This window comes from Acinetobacter sp. RW6 (assembly GCF_041956835.1).
Classification (GTDB): Bacteria; Pseudomonadota; Gammaproteobacteria; order Pseudomonadales; family Moraxellaceae; genus Acinetobacter; species Acinetobacter calcoaceticus.
The window spans coordinates 2,469,066-2,489,156 of record NZ_CP167121.1 but is presented as its reverse complement, the minus strand read 5'-3'; the positions used below and the strand labels follow the sequence as shown (position 1 = coordinate 2,489,156).

Genomic DNA, 20,091 nt, shown 5'->3' with positions numbered 1-20,091 from the left:
TTTTTTGCGCTGATCTAAAGTCATCCACCATTGCGACACAGAGATAAAGGAGCTAAGCCAAACGCTTAGCCCATGTCTTCTTTATCGCACCGCCGCATCACACTAAAAAAAGTAGGGGCAAAGTCCTGTGGGAGAGCAGGACTTTGCAAACTGACATGTTCTAGACGTTGCATGAGTTTATGCGAATACACTTGTTCAAGCCGTTGGTAAATACAGTCGCAACTGGCTTGAGTGTGCCCACCCGACAGGCAAATTTCTTCAAAATCCTGCTGATTCTGAATGTCACAACCAGAAACACCGTAATCGCCTATCAAAAGGCTTAAAGCCAAAATAGGTTTATAAAGTTTCATATTATTCTCGTGATAATTTTCACTAAGTTATTAATAAAAAATAAGCCGCTTATATTAAAAGTCTTAAAATCATTTTTTAGGTAATAGTTAACCCATCCATAAAAACAGGAAAATAAAATGATTAAACTTTTTAAATTAAAAGTATTTATAAATTTAAAATATTTTAGGTGAGAGAAAGCCTAAATTTTAAATAAATAAAATTACAAGAGAGGATAGGGGATTAATATAAAAAATGTCATGGTCAACTCCTAGAATTTATGGAGCTCTACCACCAAAGCTCACCGTCAATTGATTATGGTGGTAGAACGGAAGAGGGTTGACAGACTGGGTATACAAACCAGCACGCGCAAGCGCGTCCCCCTCCCGTCCTACCGCAACGGTAAGGGGGAGGTGCAAGTTGCGCACAAGTCTCATACTCAGGGAGTATTTATACCTGATACGCTGTATACTCGGTCTGTCAAAACCGACTGGCAATGTAGGCCAGCGAGACCATAATAATCATAAGTTTTTAACAGGTCAATTCAATTTAAATAAAATATTATAAAAAATTTAAATATAAATTTATATTTTAATTAAACTCAAAAGTTAATCTATTTAAATCGGTGAATTAATAAATATAATAAAGTTAAACTAAACGTTTAGACTGTTCTTAAAATGTATAACGATAATTAATAAATACACGATGCTGGTCCCAATCTTTACGCGTCATACCATTTATTTTTTCACCTAGGTTTGCATTTTCAAACTTTGACTCATAATGCAAAAATGAATAACGCACATCTAAGTTTTTCACCCACGGCAAGGCATAACTCACCGTAAAATCAAAGTAACGCTCTTTACCTTCAATATCACTGCTGATGTTACTTTGGTGAGCGCCAAAGCCATAAATATACTTCGCCTCGGTTTTTAAACCTTTCACATAGTCTTTCCAGTTATATTTCAGCCGAAGGGCAACGGCGGTTTCATCGTTATTGGTAAAGTCGGGGCCAATGGTTGCAGAGGTTGGAAACGGATTGGTGCCGTGGTCTTGCGTCAAAACTGAGTTGCGGGCGGAGTGTACGGCAAAGTTATCTTCAATCCAAAAACCATCAAACTTTGAAATGGCAATGCCACCTTCGAGGTTATTTTTGGCTACATTTACATCGACAAAATAACCATTCCCACGGTTGTTAATGTCTTGACCTTTGACACAGTCCAGCTCGCTTTCGGCACCACATTTAAACAGCTTGCCATCGTCACGCGAGAAAAAAGCGCTTGTGTTAAATGTCCACACAAGACCATGCAAGGGCAATTTATATTGAGCAATCGCTCCGTACTTTTTTAAATAATCTTTGCTATTTAAATATTCGGCATTCACGCTCCAGTTTTTGTACTGATATTTGGCACCGAGCAAACCGATATAATCAATGCGCTCGTCATTTTCAGTCACCAGTTTTTCAAACGAATCCATGCTGCGCGGTTTCCAGCGATCATAGTAAGCAATGTAAGTCTGTAGCTGATCATTCAGTTGAAACTGACCACTCGCACCCGAAAAAGTGTCGGGCACCGCGCGGTTATTGGTGCTTTTAAGTAACAGCGAGTCTTGCAACTGGCGGCCTAATTTAATTTCACCTTTATCGCCGAGTTTTGCCTTAATGTAGAGCTGCCCTAAAGTTGCAAAGTTTTGATCAAGCTTGCCATTATTTTCGACCTCTAAAAGCTGAGCGCTAGGTTTGCCAGAGTCAAATAACTTGGTGACTGCATAGAGTGAGCCATCCACTCCAAGCCAGTCCCACATGTAAGGTGACTGATAATTTAACTCAAGCCCTAATGCACTTTGTTCGTATTCACTCGACGAAGGCGAAGGGTTGGCAAGCGTAGGGTGGGCAGTACCTTCATCGTTCCAGTAACGGGTGTTAAGTTTTAATTCTAACTTGCCAAATTCTTGAGGAAGCTCTGCATAAGCGTTGCTCACACTGCCTAAACCAATACAGCCCCATAGCAAATATTTATTCATTTTAAATTCCTTTTTTAAGCATGAATAAGCCCTTTGCCTAACGTTGAAGTTAGGCAAGCTTTTTATGAAATGGATGAATTAAGGAGAGAGTTTTTCGAGCACTTGGCCTTTGGTTTCAATGGCAAAGAAGAAGGTCACAAGGCCACCAATGAGCGCTACAACTGCCAGTACACTAAACACATATTGAATGCCGTAACCACCAACCACCAGACCGACCATCACAGGTCCAATTGCAGAGCCAGCACGTAGCCAAGCTGTACTAAAACCAATGCCCATCGCACGTAGGCGAGTTGGGTAAAGTTCGGCAGCGTAAAGGTATAAAGAGAATGAAATGGTCTGCAAAATGGCATAGCTCAGCGTTGCTAAAATCACAACTTCCATCGCCGATTTTGCACCTAAAATTGAGAGGCTCATGAGTGGAATGATTGCCAAGAAAAATGCTGCACTGTACCAAGGCCGGCGGCCGACTTTATCAATCATTAACGCACAGATAATAGAGGCAATCACACCCACGCCCGAGGTAATCCAGCCATAACCTAAACTGGTTTGAAGCGATAGACCAAAATGTTGTTTGTAGAGAGATGGCAGCCAAGTCACCATGGCATTGTTCACCATATAGACGCAGAACCACATGCCCCACAGGGTAAAGGTGCGTTTGCGGTAAATGCCTTGGAACAGCTCACGCCAGTCAGTTTTTGCCATGCCTTGTGGGTTAATGTCTTTAACCACTGGTTCAGGCAAAGTTTTACCGCTTTTAATGGCACCGTCTTCAAAGCTTTTGACAACTTTATCAGCTTCTTTAAAACGGCCTTTTGAAGCAAGCCAACGTGGTGACTCAGGCAAGAAAAACCGTAAAGGAATCACCAGTAAAGATGGAACTAGACCCACAATAAACATGACTTTCCAGCCATAAATTGGCATCAGGAAAAATGCTGCCATGCCTGCAAACATAAGACCGAGTGGGAACAAAACTTCATAGAGCAAGAAAAACTTCCCGCGCTTTTCTGCACCAATAAACTCATTAATATAGGCACTCGCAACAGGTACTTCGCCACCTGTTCCTATGCCTTGTAAGAAACGGAAAATTAATAGTGACATTCCGCTCCACGCAAACAGGCAAGAAATGTCCATTGCCACAAACAGTAAAATGGTAAAAGACAGTACTTTTAAACGACCGACTTTTTCGGCAAGTGAACCAAAAAAGATGGCACCGACCAGTTGACCGACATAGCCCGCGGCAATAATCGCACCGACGTAGGCAGGGGTAAGATGCCATTCGGTAATGAGTTGGGGTAAAGCAAAGGCAATCGCAAGAACAGTATAAGCGTCAAAAAAGGTCGCTATACCAATGGTAATTCGCATAAATTGCAAACGTCCGGTTACAGGAAGCCGTTCGAGTCTTGCAATAATTTCCGCATTTTTTTGATGATGACTAATTGGTTCTACATCCGCTAGATTTGTCATCTCTATCTCCTTATCACTACATTCCTCGTAGTTTTGTTGTTCTATTTCGCACTACCTGTTCACCACAGTTTGCATGCTTTTTATTATTATTTTTAAATGACATGCCCGATGTTTGGCCTCAGGCAGCGTACAGGAAAAAAAGGCTAGCGTACATGCTAGCCCGAATAGAATTTAAGCAACGGCTTGGGTTAAATCGACCTTGCCAATTCCGGCTTGACGCATCGCATCATGAATTTCTTGCTCAGCACCTTCTGCTAGTGGAAGCAATGGCGAACGCACAGTGGCATGGTCCAAAATTCCGCGAGCAACCAGTGCATGTTTAAGCGCGACCGTACCTTCCATGTGTGAACCGCGGTGATAGACATTGCGAGTCACTGGTAAAAGTTGGTCGTGAAGTGCACGCGCTTTGGCGTAATCTTTGGCTTTACCTGCTTTAATCATTTCAATTAAAAGTTCAGGGGCAATGTTGCCATAGCCAACCAAAGCGCCGTCTACATCAAACATGGTGTGAAGCAAATATTCATCGTGGCACGTTAAAATCTGTAAGTCTGGACGTTCACGGCGAATAATAGGAATTTCTACATCCCAGCGGCGCATGTTACGCACACCGTTTTTCATGGCAAACACGCCTGGCTGTGCAGAAATGTCGAGTAGAGTTTCTAGGTCGTAAGTGGCCTTCGTTGCATCGGGATATTGGAATAAAATAGATGGCAAACCACTTTCTTCATAAATTGCTTTATAGCGGTCTTGTGGTGCGCCTTTTTGATAGCCAAAACGCAACCAGCCATGTGAAGGGTAAATTAAACCTGCCGAAGCACCAGCACTGACTGCACGTTTTGCTTCTTCTGCTGCAACCGAAGTACCTTCGAGTGTAATCCCTGCAATTACCGGAATTTTGTCATCTACCGATTTAACAAAGCTTTCGATGACTTGCATTTGTTCTTTTTGCGACAAGAATGTTCCTTCACCTGCATGCCCAAGAACAACCAAGCCTTTCACACCATCAATACTGCCTAACCATGAACCTAAACGTTGAATTGCATCATGGTCTACTTGTCCGTCACGGGTAAAAGGAGTCACAGGTGCTGGGGTTAATCCACGTAAATCTAAACTCATAATCGTACTTCCTATACAGTGTAATTAAATATTCTCTGGTTCTTAATCTGATTTAAATCGTGTTGTAGAGAACATGATTGGAGTATAGAAATAGGCGAGCTATGTAGGAATTACCAATTCTTGAATTTCAGTTATACTGAAAATGTATAGCTCAAAAGTGCTAGTTTACGATTTAGGAAGAATCGATGAATTATGATTTATGGAAAATATTTTTAGACGCGGTGGAACTCGGTAGCTTAAGCAAAGTCGCGATGCTGCATAACACCAACCAGCCGCAAATAAGTCGGCAAATGAATGAGCTTGAAGCCCAATGTGGTGGCCGTTTGTTTAACCGAACTGGACGCGGTGTTGAGCTTACCGATTTAGGTCAGCATTTACTTCCTAAAATTCGTTCATGGCTGAACGTGACCGACCAACTCAATAATGAAATTTTGCACTCGACCGATACACCCATTGGTACGGTTCGTATTGCCAGTTTGCCGTCTACTGCACATCCGTTGTTATCGACTTTGTACAAAGTGCTTCAACAAAAATATCCCTTAATTAAACTGTCGGTGCGTGAAGGGCAAGGGGTGCATTTAGAAAAATGGCTTGAAGATGGCAGCGTCGACTTAGCCATACTCTATCGGTTTAACCCGACACCTAAACAGGGTGATGTCTATCTTACCGAAGCCGATACTTACTTGATCGGTTGTGAAGGAGATGCGCTCACTCAGGCAAATGAAGTCGACTTTAAAGCAATAAATCAGTTACCGCTGGTCACGTTTTGCAGGCCAAGTAACTGGCGAAACTTTTTAGACCACATGGCTTATGAAAATGGGGTAGAGCTGAATATTGTGTTTGAAGCTGACTCGATTAGTTTACAGACTCATTTGGTTGCCGAATCTGGCATTTATACTATGCTTGGGCCGCAAGCTTTAAAAAAGGCCAGCCAATACACTTCAATTCAAGCAGCAAAAATTATTAAGCCCGAACTGAAGCGTTATATTTCTTTGTCTATTTCTAAACATGGTTATTTAACGCCTGCTTGTAAGGCGGTAATGGAAGAAATTAAAAATTTGGCTCATTTGCTTTAAGCGGGTGATGATTTAGGTTTGAAAAATTAAAGTATATTGATAAATCTACAATTTTTTAAGTCATTGAAAAAGTGTTATAGCGAACTTCTTGGAGTGTAAGAAGTTCTACTAAATCATTTCTAAAGTAATGTGTTATTTATAAATTTTGAAGAAAGTTTCTATTGCCCGTTCACTTGCTGCCTTAATCCATTCTTCTGTTAAAGGAATGTCTAAACCAAAATATAAAATATCGACAAATTCAGCTTCTACTAAAGCTCTAAAGTGACATTCTGCTATTTCTGCATCTGCTTGTTTTAAATAGCCATCATCCATCGCTTTTTGCAAAATAGAGGCCATAAAAGCCTTGGCTCCTTGAGGTCCTCGTTCATAGAATTTTTTTCCTAAGTTATTCTGTCTACCGTCTGCGATCAGTAACCTTCTAATGGCTAAGCCATTTGTAGAATAGGCTGAACGAATCATGTTAGAAGCCAAAATAGTGAGATGATTTTTTAAATTATCGGGATTTTGCTCAAGTTTTAGCATTTCATCATTAAAATTGGCTTCTGCTTCACGTAGAAGTGTTTCAATAAATAATTCTGCTTTTGACGCAAAGTGACTATATAGCGTTGCTTTAGAAACCTGAGCTACATCTCGTATGGCATCCATGGTGGAGCTTTCATACCCATTTAATTGGAAAACTTGACTAGCGGCATCAAGGATGATGTTACGGGTTGCTTCACTCTTTACTTTTGCCATTAAGTTTTTTTCCTATAAAGCCAAGGGGGCTATTGTAAGTTTGACAATCAAATTTCGTCAAACTAAACTAAACCGTCTAGTTTAGTTATCTTTTCGCATGAACCGCCAAATTTATTCATTGCTGTTGTATTCATCCATTCCTTTCATATTTGCTGGCTGTATGCACTATTCGTCTTATCAGTCTCCCAAATCTCAGATTACAAGTGTCTGGTCACAAAATACCCCTAACTCAAATCATAAAGTTGATGACCTGACACAGTGGTGGTCGCAGTTTAATGATCCGGTTTTAGGGCAATTGATTGAAACAGCACAAGACAATAGTCCTAACTTGCTTAAAGCATGGGCCAAAATTGAACAGGCAAGGGCAACATTAACCACATCAAAGGCCAGTTTATTTCCTTCTTTGACTGGCAGTGCCTCCGCCAAAAGAGCGAAAGATGGCCAAGTCTCTAATCAGGGAACGGGCAGTTTAGATGCTTCATGGGAAATTGATTTATTTGGCAAGATCCGAAAACAGAATGAAGCCGCTCAGTCTCGTATCGAAGCCCGACAAGATGATTGGCATGATGCCCGCATTTCGCTTGCAGCAGAAGTGGCAGATGACTACGTGCAATATCGGTCCTGTGAATTATTGGTTGCGGTTTATCAGAATGAACTGCAATCGATGCAAAAAACTGAACAAGCAAATTCTCAAATGGTCAAAGCAGGGTTTACTGCACCCATGGATGGCGCTTTATCGCGTGCCAATCTTGCGAGTACCCAGATGAATCTTCTTAACCAACAGAAGCAATGTGATTTATTGGTAAAAACTCTGGTACAGGTCACGGGCATGCAAGAAACCGCATTACGTCCGTTACTCAATAGTGGAAAGTCGAAAAGCTTACCAAAGCCAGCTTTATTTAATGTTTCAGATGTTCCTGCACAGATGTTGCAACATCGCCCTGATATTGCCGCATTAGAACGTGAGGTTTATGCCACTTATGCAGAGATTGGCTCTGCTCAAGCTGATCGTTATCCGAGCCTTTCATTAACAGGTGTAATCAGCACAGTTTTAACGGGCGGAACATCGGCAGCTTCATGGTCATTTGGACCAGCTCTATCTTTACCCATTTTTGATGCAGGTCAGAAAAAAGCTGCGGTAGAAAGTGCCAAAGCCACCTATGTGTCTGCAATTGCAGATTATCAATCTGGGGTGAGATCGGCAGTGAGTGAAGTTGAGCAAGCCTTAGTACAGCTAAATTCGATTGCGGCCCAAGAACAGGCATCAGAAAACTCTGTTCGAGAGTATGAAAATTACTTTAATGCGCTGCAATTAAGTTGGAAAGCGGGCAATACCAATTTACTGGATTTGGAGTCGGCAAGACGTTCCTCACTTTCAGCACAAATGAGTCAAATTGAATTGCAAACCAGCCGCGTACAGCAATGGATTGCTTTGTACAAGGCAATGGGTGGCGGCTGGCAAAAAAATGCCGTCGTCACTCAACCCGAGACAAGTTTGAAAGACATTAATTTTTAAGGATTAGCATCATGAACAAAGCGATACGACTGAAAAAATGGACGATAATCGTCATTGTGATTATGTTGATTGCAGTCGCAATATTTTTGCTATTCATTAAAAAACCAACACAAAATAAAAATAATGATTCTGTCCAGAGTGAGCAAAGTGTTTTATCCGTACAGGTAGTTTCTCCAAAAACTCAAATTTGGGAAAACACCATTAATGCGACTGGCCCCATTGCGGCTTGGCAGGAAATGATCGTTAGCCCCGAGATTAGTGGATATAAAATTGCACAGCTCTATGTTGATGTGGGTGATCATGTAAAGAAGGGTCAGCTTTTGCTTAAACTGGCAGATGACAGTTTGAATGCCGATTTGCGTAAGCAACAAGCCAATCTTCGTCAAAATCAGGTCAGCCTGCAACAAGCAGTATCGAATTTGAAGCGCGCTAAAATTATTGGAGCGGGAGGTGCGTTATCTGATCAACAATTAGAAGAATATCGTATTAATGTAGAGTCAGCTCAAGCGAGTGTCGCTTCTGCACAAGCAGACGTAGACAGTACTCAATTAAAACGATCGCAAACCCAGATTTACGCCATAGATAATGGTGTGGTTTCTTCAAAGTCCGCCGTATTGGGGAATGTCGTCAGTTCGGGAACTGAGCTGTACCGTATGATTCGTCAGGGACGTTTGGAGTGGCACCCTGAAGTGGATGCCAAGCAAATTGATTCAATTCAAATTGGTCAGAAAGTGAATCTTTCTTTATCCAATGGTCAGCAATTAAATGGTGTGGTTCGAAGCATAGGTCCTGCTTTATCGAACAGCACTGGACGTTCTAGTCTCTATGTCAGTCTAAATTCTGGAAATGCGCATGTTGGTATGTTTGCCAATGGCAAAATTAGTGTAGGAAAAAGTGAGGCAAATACTATTCCTCAATCTGCACTCGTAATGCGAGATGGACGTTCATATATTTATCTGGTTGGTCAGGACCAACGGGTTAAAAGTGTAGTCGTAGAAACAGGACGACGTGTGGGGCAGGATGTTGAAATTTTATCAGCGCTGGCAAGCAATGCACACATCGTAGAGAAGGGCGGCGCATTTTTATCAGAAGGAGTCAAAGTTAAGATTTTGTCTTCTGAAAAGTCTGTTGAACATGGGTCACAACCACAAGTAGGAGCGCCATAATGAACGTTTCTGCTTGGTCAATTAAAAATCCAGTTCCCGCTATTTTACTCTTTTTCTTTTTAACGGTATTGGGTCTATTCGGCTTCTATCATCTGGGGGTACAAGATACGCCAGATATGGATTTACCCACTATTCAGATTTCAGCCAGCTTAGAGGGCGCGGCGCCAGAACAACTGGAAACTGAAGTGGCCAGAAAAATTGAAGATAAATTAACATCTTTAACCAAACTGGATCACATCACGACCATGATTTCGGATGGTCAGGCAACGATTTCGGTGAGTTTTGAGCTGGAAAAAGATGGTGAAGAGGCGCTTTCGGAAGTTCGTAATGCTGTAGATAGTGTACGCGCAGAATTACCTAGCAGCATGAATGATCCCACAATTTCCAAAGTAAATATCTCAAATTCAGCCTTACTCACCTATACCATTGAATCTGATAGTTACGATGCTAAAGATTTATCTTGGTTTGTTGATAATGATGTGACCAAAGCACTCATGGCTGTTAAAGGTGTAAATACCATTAGCCGTGTTGGGGGACTTGACCGTGAAGTGCAGATTGAACTTGACCCTAGCCTGATGGCAGGAATGGGAGTCATGCCTTCTGATGTATCGACTCAACTCAAAGCAATGCAACAAGATGCATCTGGTGGTCAGGGACGTATTGGTGGAGAGCGCCAGTCGGTTAGAACTTTGGCAACGGTTAACCATGTTGCAGATGTGGGGGCAATTAGCATCCCATTGTCCAATGGAAGTTATGTCAGACTCGATGAAATTGCGACGATTAAAGACAGTTATTCAGATCTGACCTCAAGAGCTTATCAAAATGGTAAAGCTACGGTTGGCTTCCAGATTAAACGATCTAAAGGTTTTTCTGATGTGAGTGTTGTTGATGGGGCAAGAGCTGCTATTAGCAAATTTCAAAAAGAACACCCTGAAGTAAAGATTAAAGAAGCAAGTAATACAGTTGACCCGATTAAAGATAATTATCAGGGTTCAATGGACATGCTTTATGAAGGCGCATTTCTTGCAATTGTGGTGGTTTGGCTATTTTTAAAAAACTGGCGAACAACGTTAATTTCTGCGGTTGCTTTACCTTTATCGATTATTCCTGCCTTTGGAGCCATGTATTTACTAGATTATTCCTTAAACATGATTACCTTATTGGCATTATCTCTTGTGGTCGGCATTTTAGTAGATGATGCGATTGTTGAGGTTGAAAATGTTGAAAGGCATTTGCGGCAAGGTAAAACTCCCTATGACGCAGCAATGGAAGCAACAGATGAAATTGGGTTAGCGGTTATTGCTACAACTTTGACCTTAGTGGCAATTTTCTTACCTACAGCATTTATGGGCGGGATATCAGGTTTGTTTTTTAAACAATTTGGTATTACTGCATCGGTCGCCATTTTAGCTTCGCTATTAGTTGCTCGTTTACTTACCCCAATGATGGCAGCTTATCTTTTAAAGCCTCCTCGTGAACAGAATCAAGACGAAGAAAAAGATGGGCGAATGATGTCCACCTATAAATCACTCGTTCATTGGACCTTAGGGCACCGTAAGACAACCATGTTACTGGCGACAGGCTTCTTTCTATTGACTGTAGTTGTGGGTTTACAAAATTCTGTTTCTTTTCTGCCTGCCCAAGACAAATCGCAATCTAGTGTCAAATTGGAATTACAGCCTGGTTCAACCTTGAATGAAACCAATGCTGCCGCACAACAGGCCGATGTGATTATTCGAAAGTTGCCGGAAGTCCAAGATGTATTTATGTCAGTCGGCGGTGATGATGTCACCAGTGCAACTTTAACAGTAGATTTGGTCGCACGTGATGAGCGAGAGCTTAAGCAGGTGGCTGTAGAACAGAAAATTCGAGAAAAGTTAAAAGCACTTTCAGGTGTACGAGTGACTGTAGGGGGCGGTAATAGTGGTGAAAAACTCGAATTAACATTAGCCAGTGATAACCCTGATTTATTAACACAGACTGCTCACAATGTAGAAAATCAGTTAAGAACATTAAAGGGAATTGGCAACGTCAGTTCGGATGCTGCAATTGAGCAGCCTGAAATTCAGATCCATCCTGATAAAGCCTTAGCCGCTTCATTTGGCGTAACCTCAGAAGCCTTGGCAGATACCATACGCTATGCAACCTATGGAGGATATTCATCAGGTTTACCTAAACTGAATTTGTCCCAGCGTCAGGTCGCCATGCGAGTACGTATGAATCCGGAGCTACGTCATGATCTTGATAGCATTGCGAACTTACGAGTCAAAGGAACAAATGGAACTGTGGCATTAGGTAGCGTTGCAAAAATTGATATTGCCAGTGGTCCTTCACAGATTAACCGTATTGATCGCTTGCGTAATATTACTTTATCTGTAGAGCTTAATGGTCTAGCGACAGGTGAAGTGCAAAATGAGGCAATGAAACTGTCTTCACTTAAGACTTTACCGCAAGGGGTAAAATTGGTTGAGCAAGGTGAAACGCAACGTATGAGTGAAATGCTGCAAGGTTTTGGTCTTGCTTTCTTTATCGGAATTGTTTGTGTTTATGCTGTTTTGGTGTTGTTATTTCATGACTTCATGCAACCCGTTACGATTCTTTCAGCATTGCCTTTAGCGTTAGGTGGTGCATTTGTTTCACTCTACATTTTTGGTTTGCCTTATTCTATGCCTGTTGTCATTGGTATTTTAATGCTAATGGGGATTGTGACCAAAAACTCAATTTTGTTAGTGGATTACGCGATTATTGCCCGACGGGAAAAGAATTGTTCTCGTTTTGAAGCAGTCATGGATGCTTGTTCTAAACGTGCTCGTCCAATCATTATGACAACTTTAGCCATGGGGATGGGAATGATGCCTAATGCTTTAGGGTTAGGTGCTGAACCAAGTTTTAGACAACCAACGGCTATTGTGGTGATTGGTGGCTTGTTAACATCGACTGTATTAAGTCTATTGGTTGTGCCTGTGGTCTTTACCTACATTGATGATTTATTGATGTGGTTTAGAAGAAAAATTGCAGCCTTAAAAAATTAACTATTAATGCTTAATCTCTATTAAATCTTTTTCAAACTTTTGTTAACGGTTTAGTAGAGAATGAATCATTACAAGCTATATATGAAAAAGAGGTTACTTTAGGACTATATGGGCAATTAATTCAATTTATTAAACAGTGATTTAAGTTTTACTTGAATTATTGCTTGACTTGTTTAAATGATAATTATTATCATTTGTGGGTTCCTTGTTTTGAGTCCAATTGCTGTGAACAAAACTTCTTTGCTTGTAGATCAGTTATATAGAAGTCACCAAAGCTGGCTTCACCAATGGTTGAGACAAAAATTAGGTAATACTGATCAGGCCGCAGATCTGGTTCAGGACACATTTATTAAACTGCTACAAACCCGAGACGAGCTATTTGGCATTAAGGAACCGCGTGCTTATTTAACCTCGATTGCTAAAAATCTACTGATTGACCAAGTGCGCCGTAAACGCATTGAACAGGCCTATTTAGATGGCTTGAGTCAAATGGAATATATGCTTGAAGCGGTGGCTTCACCCGAAGACCAAATGCAAATTATTCAAGCGATTAACCAGCTTTGCAAAGCACTCGAAGGGGTTTCCGAAAAAGCACAGCAAGCCTTTATTTTGCATTATCTCGAAGGCTATACCCATAAAGAAATTGCGGCACAATTAAATGTGTCGACCAAAATGATTCAAAAATATTTGGCGAGTTGTTTAATTCAATGCTACCAAAACCGACAAGACATGGACGCTTGCATTTAAATGGCCATGGATAAAAGCAAACATCACCAGCTGGTTGAAGAAGCCGCGCATTGGATTGTTCAACTGAGTTCAGATGATGAAAGCTCACGAAAAACCGCTAAACAAAAATTTGAAGAGTGGAAAAAAACCAGTGAGCAACACTGCCAAGTGGCTGCTGATATTGAGCAATGTATCGGGTCAATTCAAAAACTTTCCCAAACCAGCGGACATAAAAAAGTCACCAAAGTTGCCCTTAAAGCTGGCTTAAACTCAGGCAAAGCCTATAAACATTTACGCGCAGGAACAGCTTTTGCCATCGTGTTTGTTGCCATGAGTGGGGCGTTATTTTATTTAACCGATACCACAGTGGCCTATGTTACTGCCGACATTCAAGGGCAATCTGGGCAGTGGACCACGCAAACCTTGCCAGACGGTTCACGTCTAATTTTACGTGGCAAAAGTGCGGTCAATCTTGATTTTAAAACCAACCAGCGAGTGGTTGAGTTGGTGCAGGGGCAAATTTATGTCGATGTGGCTAAAGATAAGACCAGACCATTTTTGGTCAAAACCAGTCATGGGCAAATTCAGGCCCTCGGCACAGCTTTTAGTGTCAGTTATGACCCTTCGGCAACCGAACTCAAAATGGTCCACTCAAAGGTAAAAGTAGAAGCTACACAGGTTAAAAAGACCCAATTGCATACTACTCGTCAGGCTATTGTCGAAGCGGGGCAAGCCATTAAAATGGACCAAAATGGCGTACAAAAACTGCCTGCACTGAATGTTTATAACGAACAACAAAAATGGCAAAAGCACCAACTCATGGTAGAAAACCTGCCGCTGAATCAAGTGCTACAAGAGCTAGACCGTAACTACAAAGGCAAGATTATTTTTAATGATGCTGCGCTGCAACATGTGCGGGTCAATGCAGTATTGCCTTTAGACCAAACCACAGAGTCGCTTAAGCTTTTGGCTACGGTTTTTCCAGACCTGAAAATTAAGCAAATCACGCCTTTTGTGGTGATGGTTTCATTAAAATAATAAAAAATTAAATTTATTTTCAATTTTAGGTTCCACTTTTTTGAAAGTCATTCGTCATAGTAAGTAGAAGCAATAAATATGGATCATTTTAATTTGTTGTGTTGAATGATTCTTATTACGATTTACTGGGGCGGGGCAAATGAAAAAAGTGGGAACGGGGCAAAAGCGGAATCGATCGATTTTTCGATTTTCAACACTGGCGTTTGCGATACATGCTGTGTCGATGGGTGGGCTTGTTACGCTGCCTATGCAGCAGGCCTATGCACAAACAGCCGGAGTTCAAAGCTATAACATTCCTGCGGGCCGTCTTGCTAACGTACTGAATCAGTTTGCCGAACAATCGGGTACTTCAATTGCAATGGATGCCCAGCAACTCCAAGGGCTACACAGTCTAGGCTTAAAAGGTAGGTTTGCTGTCGAGCAAGGTTTTGAGCAACTTTTAAAAGCAACCGAATTTAATGCTGTAAAGGTTGGGCAGGGCTACACGCTCAGCAAAAAATCTACACCACGGGTCACTTCATCTAAGGTTCAGGCCGCTAGCCTACCGCCAAGTAGTGCCGTAATTGAAGAAGATGCATCGGTACGACTCACGCCAATTGTGGTATACGGCAAAGAAGACCGCGACACAGAAGGCTATAACAAAGTTTATGATGCAAACCGTTCTTCGGTTTATGCGGGCAAAGACTATGTCGAACGCTTTAAAGGAACCAACCCAGCCGATGTTTTACAAGGCATGGTGGGAGTTTATAGCGGCGATGCCCGTAACAGTGGCGCACTCGACCCAAGTGTACGTGGTGTGCAGGGCGTTGGTCGTGTGCCTTTAACTATTGATGGCACCGAACAGTCAATTGCCGTATGGCGTGGCTATAACGGGGTAAACAACCGAAACTATATCGACCCCAATCTCATTGCGGGCATTGAAGTCATTAAAGGCCCATCTTTAGAGCGCAATACCACAACTTCTGTTGGCGGCGGTGTGGTGGTTAAAACGCTAGAGGCCGATGACATTGTTCGTCCAGGTAAGTCTTTTGGTGCAGAGTTAAAAGTAGAAGGCTCAACCAACTCAATCGATCCATCTTTGCCAGACATAAGTAAAGTAGGCCAAAATTACGATAACACAACGCCTTGGATTGATATGAACGGGGCAAAATACGACCCCGATATTTATAAAAAGAACCGTACCAGAAGTGATAACTCTAATTTTTCGGGCGACGACTTGGCAGGTCGACTGGCAATTGCAACCAAGCAAGATAAATTCGATTTACTGGCAGTTTATGCGGTACGTGAACGCGGCAATTATTTTTCGGGGACACATGGCGCGGGCTACTATAAACGAGCGACACCAGACAGTAGCCTCGACTTTATTCCTTACTTTGCCTATGCCTATCAACCAGGTGATGAAGTTCCCAACACCTCAAGTCATATGGAATCCTGGTTATTAAAAGGGACCTATCGTCCAACCGATAATCAGACCCTTAAACTAACTTACCGAGATACCAAAAATATTTTTGGTGAAATTATGCCGTCTCGTATTGTTTGGGGAATTACACCAGACTTAGGTGTTCCGCAGTGGCCTTTAAGCAATATTCACTCTAAAGCTTATAGCCTCGAATATAAGTTTAAACCTGAGAATAATCGCTGGATTGATTTCTATGCCAACATTTGGCAAACCGACACCGAAAGCCAGACCTACACACGTGGTGGCTGGCCAACCACAATCGATTTTCGAGATAACACCATTATTAACACGGCGCTAAGCCATTCAGACAATACGCGTAAAGGCATTACGGTCAGTAATAAAGCCCGTTTATTAGACCAGCTTGATTTGACCCTCGGTGGAAGTTTCTTAAAAGAAAAACTAACGTCCGATGATATATATGGCGAATTTGGCCCAAGTTATTCGCTTTATCAGGCATTGCCGCGAGCAGGGCGCCGTGAGGAGAAAACTTTTGACTTTAATTTTAATTATAGACCACTGTCTTGGTTAAGTTTTGATGCGGGCATGCGTTATCGTTCATATTGGGCTGTTGATGACTTTTTAAATAAGTCTTTGCAGAGCGAGATTGACCCGAATTTAAATCCGCTGTTTACCAAAAAAGCGAAGCTTAAAGAATATACCTTTGAATATCAGACCATGCCTGAGAGTTACACCTCGACTCAGCAGCGTTTAATCAATGTTTTAAAGCAGCGTTATGCCACAAAAAATCCGGGCTGGGATGGACAGCTCGATACTGTGCCTGCCTCAGAGAGCACGTTGTATAACATGATCTGGTCACAGAAAAATACGCTGAGCTGGAAAGCAGATGCAAACGGGCAATTGTCGCTTGCCGATAATCCGTTAAACCAGCTCAATGCCTCTGGACAAAAGTATGTCGTAACTGGCGGGAACTTTATGTCAGTGGTAGACCAAGTTCCAGTTGAGTCTGCCGACAAAGTTAAAGATAGCGGCTGGGCACCGCAGTTAGGTGCCTCAATTCATCTGACGCCGAACAGCAGAATCTATGCACGCTATGCAGAGGAATATCGCTTACCAAGTTTGTTTGAAAGCACCATTGGTTTTTCTGCCATGTTGCCATATCAAGCAATCAAACCTGAACACGCTTTTAACTACGAAGTGGGTTATGTCTATGACATGCGTGATTGGTTCAGCACGGCACGCAATGCCGACATTAAGCTCGCCTATTACTATAACAAAACCAAAAATGTGATTGAGCGTGATCAGAACCTTATTTTTACCAATATGGATGAACAGAAACTGTCAGGTCTAGAGCTACAAAGCCGTTTTGATAATGGTGGTTTCTTCACAGACTTAAGCGTGGCCTATAACTTAAAAAATGAAGTGTGTGACACCAATAGTGCCATTAACAAAATGATTTTAGGCGGCACGGTTCAAACCGAGCAGGGCCTTGAGTTTCGTGAACCGTATCAGCGCTGTGTTGATGACGGTTTCCCAAATGGTTATTTAGTGACCATGGCCACACCTGAACTGAGTTTTCATGGTTTGCTTGGCGCACGCTTTTTAGATGAAAAGCTTGAGCTCGGTGCACGTGCAACATTCTATAAAGCTTACGAAAGTCCACTACGTAAAAACAATGATGCTAGCGTCAATAAAGGCTATTACCTCAATGTGCCTTTGGCGTGGGATGACACATGGATTTTTGATGCCTATGCACGTTATCAGGTCGATGACTACAACACGGTTGAGTTTGTCGGCAGTAATCTTTCTAACCAGTTTTATATCGATCCTTTAACCCGTAGCGCCATGGCCGCACCCGGCCGAACGATGAAAATTAGTTGGACCACCAAATTTTAAACAGAATTTGATTCCCTCACACATACATAAAAGGGGAGTCAGGTAACAGTAAATAATAATGATGAATGATTATTATTTACAAAAAAGTCCGAGTAGGTTTGCAACTGAGCCTACTCAATAAACTAAAAAATAGCGAAATCGTTATTTTAAATTAAACAATAACTTAGTTCTAAAAAGATGGAGTAACAACAAATGAAAATCTCTCAATTGTTCTTGGGTCTCGTTGCTTGTTCAACTGCATTTGCTTATGCAGGGATTGATGGTATTTCGAGTAATGAAAGTAACATCAAAATCGGTGCTGCTGCCAATGCAAGCCATCCGGGTGGTGTAGCAGCGGTGTCGGTTCAAGCTGCGGGTGCGCCATATAACGCTTTTACAGGTTTTAGTTCGTTAAAAGGTTTGGCTCAGGCTTTTGCTGCTCAGGGAACGAGTAATACCAATGTAACGGTTGGCAGCAAAACCTTTAATATTTCGCATATTCCAGTGTCTGCAATGCCACCTTCACACAGTGCATTAGGTAATTTTAACTTTGGTCAGGTGGGCACACAGGAAGTCTATTTTGGTGAATGGTGGAAAGCGGGCGACACGCCGGCAAGTGCGAGCCATACCGTTTACTATGCGGGTGATAACACCAATACCACTGTTCCAACTGCGGGTACTGCAACTTATACCGTTGCAGGGATTAATGGTTCTGGAAGCAATTTGTTAAGTGGTACGTTCACGGCAAACTATGGCGCGGGCACACTTGAAGGAACACTTACCGGAACAGGTACGGCTGTTTCATCATTAAGCCTAGATGGTGTGGCATTTAACCCGGGTACTGCGGCATTTGCAGGTTTGGCAACGGCTAATGGTACGGCTGGGGTGGACAACTCTGGGGTGGTTCAAGGTCAATTCTTCGGTGCAAATGCTTCGGCTTTAGCGGGTATTGCCCAGTTTGATAACGTGTCTTACAACACTGCATTTGGCGGTGCTAAAAATTAATGAATGCAAAAGGAATCTACACATGTAGGTTCCTTTTGTTTTTTAGGTTTTTGCTTGGTTGCTTCAGGTTTATTGTTTTATGAAACGAACGCTTTTGTGCTCTCTGACATTGTTGAGTTGTCCATTTTCATATGCCGACGAAGACACACAGCTTCGTCTCAATCAAAGTTTGGACCAAACGCTTTTACAAGAACAGCGCCAGTTTCACGAACAGGGAACCATTCGTAGTACCGAGCAATTACCCAAACTTCAAATTAATGGACAAGAATATAGTGTTGAACAAAACCAGAATGATCTTGCCAAGGCATTATATTTGGCAGTCATGCAAAAACAGTGGCTCAAAGCCACGGTTTATTTAGAACATTATAAGAAATATGTTGGCTATGATCGGGCTTTAACCGACTTTGCCGAAGGGGCAGTTGCACGTTCTCAGGGTCAACTGAAATTGGCTGAACAAAAATTTCAAAGCAGCCTAAAACAACAACCTCATAATTTAATTTGTGAACTTGAGTTAGCGCGCGTGCTGTTTGAACAACAGAAGAATAAGGAAGCAGCACGCCTTTTTATTTCCATTCAAGACAAACTTAAACAAAGTGACCCTGCGGTAATCCCGTCTGGAGTTTTAACCACGGTGAATACCTTTGTTCAGGCGCTTAAAAAACGAGACTCTTGGCAAGGCTCGGTTTCAGCTGGCTACACCTATGTCAGTAATCTAAATAGTTCCTCTGAACAGAGTAAAACATGGATACGCTATCAGACAGATAAGGACGGTAAGATTATTGGGTCTCAGAAAGTTACTCGTGATAGTCCTAAACCTGTGTCAGCAACGGGTTTAGATTACGAAGCCAGTCTGATTAAACGCTATGCGATTGAAGGGCATCATGGTGTGGCTTTACGTGCGCTGGCGTTTGGACAGTCCTATAACGACCACGCGGCATTTAATGAATCTACCATTAACATTAATGCAGGCTACAGCTACTTTGACTTAAAAAATCAAATTGGGGTGAGTCCGCTATTTGAACATAAACGTTATGGCAATGATGGTCTTTACAATGCGTGGGGCGCGCGTGCTGAGTGGATGCATTTTATCTCGGCAGATAAAGCCTTCAAGCTTGAAGCCGAAAGAAAAGATTTTAATTATCAGAAATATAAAAGCTTTGATGGTATAGAAAATTCAGCTTTTGCTACTTTCTGGAAGATTTTTCCAGACCAGTGGACTGTTTTTGGTGGTCTAGATGTAGTCGACCATTCTGCACAAGAAAAATATGTAGCTGCCTACCAACAGCAAGGTGTGCGGTTGGGCTTAAGCAAATCTTGGAGCACAGGATTTAATACCACTTTACTGAGTTCTTATCGTTGGCGTCAGTTTGATAAATACGCAGAAACTTTCTTAGCTCGTCGTCATGATTTTGAACAGAATTATACCTTTGTTATGCAAATTCCGCGCTTTGAGTTTTATGGCATGACGCCTAATTTAACCTATCGCTATAACCATAATAAAAGCAATGTCGATTGGCTGTATTCCTACGATAAACACAACATTAGCTTCAAGCTTGAGCATCGTTTTTAGGGAATAATC

14 protein-coding genes are annotated in these 20,091 nt (G+C 41.9%); 9 read left to right on the top strand and 5 right to left on the bottom strand.

The genetic code is table 11. The features are described 5' to 3' along the window. Positions 1-65: 65 nt before the first annotated feature. The 4 genes from ACB088_RS11775 to ACB088_RS11760 form a co-directional block, all read right to left on the bottom strand. Positions 66-350: a hypothetical protein gene (locus ACB088_RS11775; protein ID WP_375037055.1), complete on the bottom strand. Its 285-nt coding sequence runs from the start codon at positions 348-350 to the stop codon at positions 66-68. A 649-nt stretch (positions 351-999) separates the two neighbouring features. After that, a complete protein-coding gene (locus ACB088_RS11770; RefSeq protein ID WP_375037054.1) occupies positions 1,000-2,346 on the bottom strand; it encodes an OprD family outer membrane porin in 1,347 nt (448 codons plus the stop codon). 78 nt (positions 2,347-2,424) lie between these two features. Beyond that, positions 2,425-3,810, bottom strand: a complete 1,386-nt coding sequence (locus tag ACB088_RS11765) for an MFS transporter (RefSeq protein ID WP_375037053.1) — start codon at positions 3,808-3,810, stop codon at positions 2,425-2,427. 171 nt (positions 3,811-3,981) lie between these two features. Continuing rightward, positions 3,982-4,926, bottom strand: coding sequence for a dihydrodipicolinate synthase family protein (locus ACB088_RS11760; RefSeq protein WP_375037052.1), 945 nt, complete (start codon positions 4,924-4,926; stop codon positions 3,982-3,984). A gap of 185 nt (positions 4,927-5,111) precedes the next feature. Between ACB088_RS11760 and ACB088_RS11755 the strand changes: the two genes are divergently transcribed. Beyond that, complete coding sequence (locus ACB088_RS11755) at positions 5,112-6,002, top strand: LysR family transcriptional regulator (protein ID WP_375037051.1); 891 nt, start codon at positions 5,112-5,114, stop codon at positions 6,000-6,002. A 132-nt stretch (positions 6,003-6,134) separates the two neighbouring features. Here the strand turns inward: ACB088_RS11755 and ACB088_RS11750 are convergent, their stop codons facing one another. Further along, positions 6,135-6,737: a TetR/AcrR family transcriptional regulator gene (locus tag ACB088_RS11750; RefSeq protein WP_056478401.1), complete on the bottom strand. Its 603-nt coding sequence runs from the start codon at positions 6,735-6,737 to the stop codon at positions 6,135-6,137. 97 nt (positions 6,738-6,834) lie between these two features. Here ACB088_RS11750 and ACB088_RS11745 point away from each other — a divergent pair, with 97 nt between their 5' ends. The 8 genes from ACB088_RS11745 (at position 6,835) to ACB088_RS11710 (ending at position 20,082) form a co-directional block, all read left to right on the top strand. Then, positions 6,835-8,253 carry an efflux transporter outer membrane subunit gene (locus ACB088_RS11745; RefSeq protein ID WP_375037050.1) on the top strand — a complete coding sequence of 473 codons (1,419 nt, stop codon included), beginning with the start codon at positions 6,835-6,837 and terminating at the stop codon, positions 8,251-8,253. An 11-nt stretch (positions 8,254-8,264) separates the two neighbouring features. Then, entirely contained in the window at positions 8,265-9,419 is a 1,155-nt protein-coding gene (locus ACB088_RS11740) for an efflux RND transporter periplasmic adaptor subunit (RefSeq protein WP_375037049.1), read from the top strand. Further along, the gene (locus tag ACB088_RS11735) at positions 9,419-12,451 is read left to right on the top strand and encodes an efflux RND transporter permease subunit (protein WP_375037048.1); all 3,033 of its coding nucleotides are present in this window, start codon (positions 9,419-9,421) and stop codon (positions 12,449-12,451) included. The genes ACB088_RS11740 and ACB088_RS11735 overlap by 1 nt, the downstream gene beginning before the upstream one ends. Before the next feature lie 225 nt (positions 12,452-12,676). After that, complete coding sequence (locus ACB088_RS11730; protein ID WP_092707765.1) at positions 12,677-13,198, top strand: sigma-70 family RNA polymerase sigma factor; 522 nt, start codon at positions 12,677-12,679, stop codon at positions 13,196-13,198. Next, a complete protein-coding gene (locus tag ACB088_RS11725; protein ID WP_375037047.1) occupies positions 13,199-14,215 on the top strand; it encodes a FecR domain-containing protein in 1,017 nt (338 codons plus the stop codon). 139 nt (positions 14,216-14,354) lie between these two features. Then, positions 14,355-17,528, top strand: coding sequence for a TonB-dependent receptor domain-containing protein (locus tag ACB088_RS11720; RefSeq protein ID WP_375037046.1), 3,174 nt, complete (start codon positions 14,355-14,357; stop codon positions 17,526-17,528). 192 nt (positions 17,529-17,720) lie between these two features. Continuing rightward, positions 17,721-18,512 (top strand): Slam-dependent surface lipoprotein, encoded by a 792-nt coding sequence (locus ACB088_RS11715; RefSeq protein ID WP_002041986.1) that lies wholly within the window; start codon positions 17,721-17,723, stop codon positions 18,510-18,512. 103 nt (positions 18,513-18,615) lie between these two features. After that, on the top strand, positions 18,616-20,082 hold the full coding sequence (locus tag ACB088_RS11710) for a surface lipoprotein assembly modifier (protein WP_375038802.1): 1,467 nt from the start codon (positions 18,616-18,618) through the stop codon (positions 20,080-20,082). The last annotated feature ends 9 nt before the right edge of the window (positions 20,083-20,091 follow it).